Annotated in this window: 4 protein-coding genes and 1 rRNA gene; 3 read left to right on the forward strand and 2 right to left on the reverse strand. The window is 66.7% G+C overall.

All coding sequences use genetic code 11. The features are described from left to right. Positions 1-206: 206 nt before the first annotated feature. A 5S ribosomal RNA gene (rrf, locus tag DBR34_RS06850) occupies positions 207-321 on the forward strand. 200 nt (positions 322-521) lie between these two features. Beyond that, a complete protein-coding gene (locus tag DBR34_RS06855) occupies positions 522-956 on the forward strand; it encodes a transposase (protein WP_258223722.1) in 435 nt (144 codons plus the stop codon). 90 nt (positions 957-1046) lie between these two features. On the opposite strand, the gene DBR34_RS06860 is transcribed toward DBR34_RS06855, so the two are convergent. Together DBR34_RS06860 and DBR34_RS06865 are read right to left on the reverse strand one after the other, a co-directional pair. Beyond that, on the reverse strand, positions 1047-2783 hold the full coding sequence (locus DBR34_RS06860; protein WP_128096236.1) for a M28 family metallopeptidase: 1737 nt from the start codon (positions 2781-2783) through the stop codon (positions 1047-1049). Between the two features lie 52 nt (positions 2784-2835). Further along, complete coding sequence (locus DBR34_RS06865; RefSeq protein ID WP_128096237.1) at positions 2836-3498, reverse strand: hypothetical protein; 663 nt, start codon at positions 3496-3498, stop codon at positions 2836-2838. Positions 3499-3712: 214 nt separating this feature from the next. On the opposite strand from DBR34_RS06865, the gene DBR34_RS06870 reads away from it, so the two are divergent. After that, the gene (locus DBR34_RS06870; RefSeq protein ID WP_258223723.1) at positions 3713-4921 is read left to right on the forward strand and encodes a peptidoglycan DD-metalloendopeptidase family protein; all 1209 of its coding nucleotides are present in this window, start codon (positions 3713-3715) and stop codon (positions 4919-4921) included. Positions 4922-4966: the final 45 nt, after the last annotated feature.

Below are 4966 nucleotides of genomic sequence, written 5' to 3' on the forward strand. Positions count from 1 at the left end.
CGAACTCGGAAGTGAAACGCAGCTGCGCCGATGGTAGTGTGGCTCAAGCCATGCGAGAGTAGGTCATCGCCAGGGTTTATACCCAAAAACCCCGCTGCTCACGCAGCGGGGTTTTTCTTTTTTTGCAGGCACCCGGTTTTCGACGGTGTCTGTTTCTCGGAAGAGACCCATGCCGAGCTGGCGCAACGCGCTGCTCCAACCGTCTCCCTGGTGAAATTAGCGCTGTGGAACCACCCGATCCCATCCCGAACTCGGAAGTGAAACGCAGCTGCGCCGATGGTAGTGTGGCTCAAGCCATGCGAGAGTAGGTCATCGCCAGGGTTTATACCCAAAACCCCGCTGCTCACGCAGCGGGGTTTTTTCATGTCAGGGTTCCATATCCCTGACATGCCGGACGGCCTCCTCCCGACGGGGCCTGCATGCGACACCGGATACCAGGCAGGCCCCGCCGGCGCGACCCTGAGGGCATGTCCAGCCCACGCCTACTCATCGGTCGCCGCTCTGTCCGAGGCGCCTATTACATGCTCACGTCCAACGTCGCAGATCGACAAAAGCTGTTCGTCGACGCCGCCCGCGTTGAATGTGTTGTCGAAGCCCTTCGCTGCTCCGATCGTGAGGCCCGCTCACGAACACTCGCCTGGGTGGTGATGCCCGACCACGTGCACTGGCTGATGCAGTTGCGGGACGGCAACATCAGCCGCTGCATGCAGTCATTCAAGTCCAGCGCGTCGCGTGCCTTCAACCTGCTCACCGGTGCGCAAGGGAGCGTCTGGCAGCGGGGCTTCTACGATCACTGCATACGGTCGGACGAATCCCTGGAAGGGCAGGCCCGATATCTGATCGAGAACCCCGTCCGCGCAGGCCTGACCGCCAGCGTGGGCGAGTACCCCTACGCCTGGTCACGTTGGCCAATGGCTTCAGAACCGGCACCCACCGCGCAGTGCCAACCGACGTAGGGTCGGTTTCCACGCGCCACTGTCCACATCTACCCATAAAAAAACGGCGCCCCGTAGGGCGCCGTTTCTGGTTCAAGCACTGATGCGGGCTTACTTGCTCGCCGGTGCCGGTCCCGAAGCCGAAGCCGAAGCCTTCGGCTTCATCATCGCATCGCGGGCCGCCTTGAACGGGTTGCCCTCGTACCAGTTCGGCCAGCGGTCGCCGCCGGCGAGCTCCTTGCCTACGCCGTACAGCAGCTGCAGGTCTTCCACCGTGCCGTCCAGCTTCCAGGTGACCACATCGAACTCATCCTTCGGCCCGTGGTAGCGGTCGCGGCCGTAGGCTTCGGCGGCCTTGCGGCCGGCCTCGACGCCACCGTCGCGCAGGTCTTCGCCGCCGTCGGCATACAGGGCCGGCACACCGGCCTTGGCGAAGTTGAAGTGGTCCGAACGGAAGTAGAAGCCGCTCTGCACCGAGGTCTCGCCATGCAGGGTACGGCCCTGGTTGGCGGCCAGCGGCTTGAGGATGTCTTCCAGCTCCGAGCTGCCGAAGCCGGTCACCGTGAGGTCCTTGGCACGGCCAGCCACCGACATCGCGTCGATGTTGATCACCCCGGCAATCTTGTCCAGCGGGAAGGTCGGGTGGCTCACGTAGTACTTGGAGCCCAGCAGGCCCGACTCCTCCAGCGTCACCGCCAGGAACACCACCGAACGCTCCGGCGGCGGCTGCTGGTGTGCCATCGCATCGGCGACTTCCAGGATGCCGGCCACGCCGGTGGCGTTGTCCACCGCACCGTTGTAGATGTTGTCGCCCTGCTCACCCTCGTGCTTGCCCAGGTGGTCCCAATGGGCCATGTACAGCACCGCCTCGTCGGCCCGCTTGCTGCCCGGCAGCACGCCGACCACGTTGCGCGACTTCTTCTCGGCAATGGTGCTCTTCAGATCGAAAGACACCTTGGCCTTCAGCGACACCGGCTTGAAGCCGCGCTTGCTGGCGTCCTTGTAAGCCTTGTCCAGGTCCAGCCCGGCATCGGCGAACAGCTGGCGGGCAGCCTCGGCGCTCAACCAGCCCTGCGCGGGAATGCGGGCTTCCGGGTCATCCTTGGCCGGCAGGTCGTACTGCGGGCCCGCCCAGGAATTCTTCACCACGTCCCAGCCGTAGGAGGCACCGGCGGTGTCGTGCACGATCAACGCCGCGGCGGCGCCCTTGCGGGCGGCTTCTTCGAACTTGTAGGTCCAGCGCCCGTAATAGGTCATGCGCTTGCCGTCGAACAGCTTGGCATCGTTGACGTGGAAGCCCGGGTCGTTGACGAACATCACCACCGTCTTGCCCTTCCAGTCCTGCCCGGCGTAGTCGTTCCACTTCTGCTCCGGCGCATCCACGCCGTAGCCGACGAACACCAGCTCACTGTTCTCGACCTTCACTTCCGGCTGGCCGCTGCGGGTGCCGATCACCATGTCGGTGCCGAACTTCAGGTCGCGCTGCTTGCCCGCCTGGTCCAGCTTCAGCACCGTCGATTCGTCGGCACTGGTTTCGGTCATGGCCACGTCCTGGAACCAGCTGTCGCCGTTGCCCGGCTGCAGGCCGATGCGCTGCATCTGGTCGCGGATGTAGTTGACGGTCAGTTCCTCGCCCTTGCTGCCCGGGGCACGACCCTCGAACTCGTCGGAGGCAAGCGTTTTGACCAGCTCGCCGAAGTCGGTGGCGTTGATGTCGGGCGAGAACGCGTGGCCAGTGGCGGCCACCGGCGCCGGCGCGGTGGCCGTGTCGACAGGTGCGGTGGCTTCGCCCTTGCACGCGGTCAACGCGGCGGTGGCAGCAAGGCACAACAGAAGTTTACGGGGCATCATCGATTCCTGGGTACAAGGGGCCGGTGCCGACAGGCACCGGAAGAGGGTATCAATCCTGGGGCGCGGCGTCGGTATCGAACGTCTGCGGCTGGGCGCCGCTGACCGGGCCGATGTGCGCGCTGCGGTGGACGTACAGGGTGACGTCACGGTCGAACTGCAGGCTGCCACTGACACTGGCGTTGGGGCCGATGATCACGCGCGGCTTGCGGCTGCCGGTCAGGGACAGGCTGAAGTTGGGCTTCTTGACTCGGATGCCGCCCTGGACCTCCGAGCCGACGCCGACGGTGATGTCGCCGTTGACCGTTTCGATGTTGCCGTTCAAGCGCGTCTCCACCAGCCCGATGCCGCCATTGACCGTTTCCATGTTGCCTTCCACCACGCTGCCACGGTCGACGAAGATGCTGCCGTTCACCGTTTCCACGTTGCCGGCGGCGACTACGTCGCGGCCGATCCGCACGTTGCCGTTGACGGTGGACACGCCGGTGGTACGGGCGCGGTCGTCGATCCGGATGCTGCCGTTGACGGTTTCGATCTCGCGGGTGACCACGCCCTCTTCGACCGTCACACCGCCATTGACGGTCTCCAGGTCGCCGTAGGTCTGGCCGGCGGACGCGCGGATGCTGCCGTTGACCTTGCTGATGTCTTCGCTGGCGAAGGCGGGTGCGCACGGCAGCACCAGGGCCAACAGCAGCGCGAGTGGAATATGTTTCATGGTGACCTCATGTCCGGTGTGCGGCTGGCAGGCCGCCTGTTGGGATGTCACCATGCATCGCTACAATCCGCATCTGCCTGAAGTCACTGGAAAGCCCTTGCGCCACAACGCTTTGTCCTCACGCCGGAATAACAAACCGACGCCCGGTCGCCGCGGGGCCGTCGTCCTGCGCGCGTGGGCGCACGGGCTGGTGCTGGCGCTGGCGGTCCTGGCGATGGGGCCGGTGTCGGCACAGAGTTCGAAAGAGGCCGAGCGCAAGCTGCAGAAGCTGCGCTCGGAGTTGAAGGGCGTGGCCCAGGAGCGCCGGACGCTGGAAGGCCAGCGCGGCCAGGCGTCGCGTCAGTTGCGCGAGGCCGATGAGAAAGTGGCCCGCACCGGGCGCGTGCTGGCCCAGACCGAAACCGCCCTGCAGCGCGAAACCCGCGCCATGGAGGAGCTGCAGCGCAAGCGCAGCGAGCTGCAGGCCGGCATGACCAGGCAGCGCGAAGAGCTGGCCTCGCTGCTGCGCTCGGCCTACCGCATCGGCAACAACGCGCCGTTGAAACTGCTGCTGTCGCAGGACCGCGTGGCCGACGCCAACCGCAGCCTGGCCTATCACCGCTACCTGCAGCGCGAACGTGCCCGCCGCATCCAGCTGCTCACCCACGACCTGGCCGAACTCCAGGCCGTGGAAGCACAGATCGTCGAACGCCGGCAGGCGCTGGAAGGCACCCGCCAGCAGCAGAAGCAGCAGGTGGCCACCCTGGCCGACGACCGCCGCACCCGCGCGGCAACGGTGGCCAGCCTGGAAGAGCGCTACAAGGACCGCAGCGAGCGCGAAAAGGCGCTTGGCCAGGATGCCAAGGCGCTGGAAACGCTGCTGGCCAACCTGCGTGCCGCCGCCGCCCGTGCCGAGGCCGAGCGCCGGGCCGCGGCCCGCCGCGCAGCCGCCGAAAGGGCCGCCGCCGAGAAAGCGGAGAAGGCCGCTGCCGCCAACGGCACCCGGCCACCGCCGCGACCGGGCAAGACCCCGCCGGCGGTGGCCTCGGCGCCGCCGCCCAAGGTGGGCGGGCTGGGCTGGCCGTTGTCGGGCAACCTGCTGGCGCGCTATGGCGGCAAGCTGCCCGACGGTCGCACCAGCAGCGGCGTCCTGATCGGTGCCGCGGCCGGCAGCACCATCACCGCTGTGGCCGATGGCACCGTGGTGTTCTCCGACTGGATGACCGGCTACGGCATGATCCTGATCGTCGACCACGGCAATGGCTACATGAGCCTGTACGCGCACAACGACACCCTGCTGCGCGACGCGGGTGCGACGGTGAAAAAGGGCGATCCGGTGGCCAAGGTGGGCAACTCTGGTGGGCAGGGCGTGACCGCGCTGTACTTCGAGCTGCGCCGCAACGGCCAGCCGGTGGATCCGGGCAGCTGGCTGCAGCGTCGCTGACAGCCAGCCCAACGGCGGGCGCCTGTTGCACGCCGGGTTCAACGG

The organism is Stenotrophomonas sp. HMWF003 (assembly GCF_003061285.1).
In the GTDB taxonomy this organism is placed as follows: Bacteria; Pseudomonadota; Gammaproteobacteria; order Xanthomonadales; family Xanthomonadaceae; genus Stenotrophomonas; species Stenotrophomonas maltophilia_AP.

Bases quoted from the DNA above. Each gene is read 5' to 3' on its own strand.
- DBR34_RS06870 (WP_258223723.1), top strand. From the start codon at position 3,713: ATGGGGCCGGTGTCGGCACAGAGTTCGAAAGAGGCCGAGCGCAAGCTG.
- DBR34_RS06855 (WP_258223722.1), top strand. From the start codon at position 522: ATGCTCACGTCCAACGTCGCAGATCGACAAAAGCTGTTCGTCGACGCC.
- DBR34_RS06860 (WP_128096236.1), bottom strand. From the start codon at position 2,783: ATGCCCCGTAAACTTCTGTTGTGCCTTGCTGCCACCGCCGCGTTGACC.
- DBR34_RS06865 (WP_128096237.1), bottom strand. From the start codon at position 3,498: ATGAAACATATTCCACTCGCGCTGCTGTTGGCCCTGGTGCTGCCGTGC.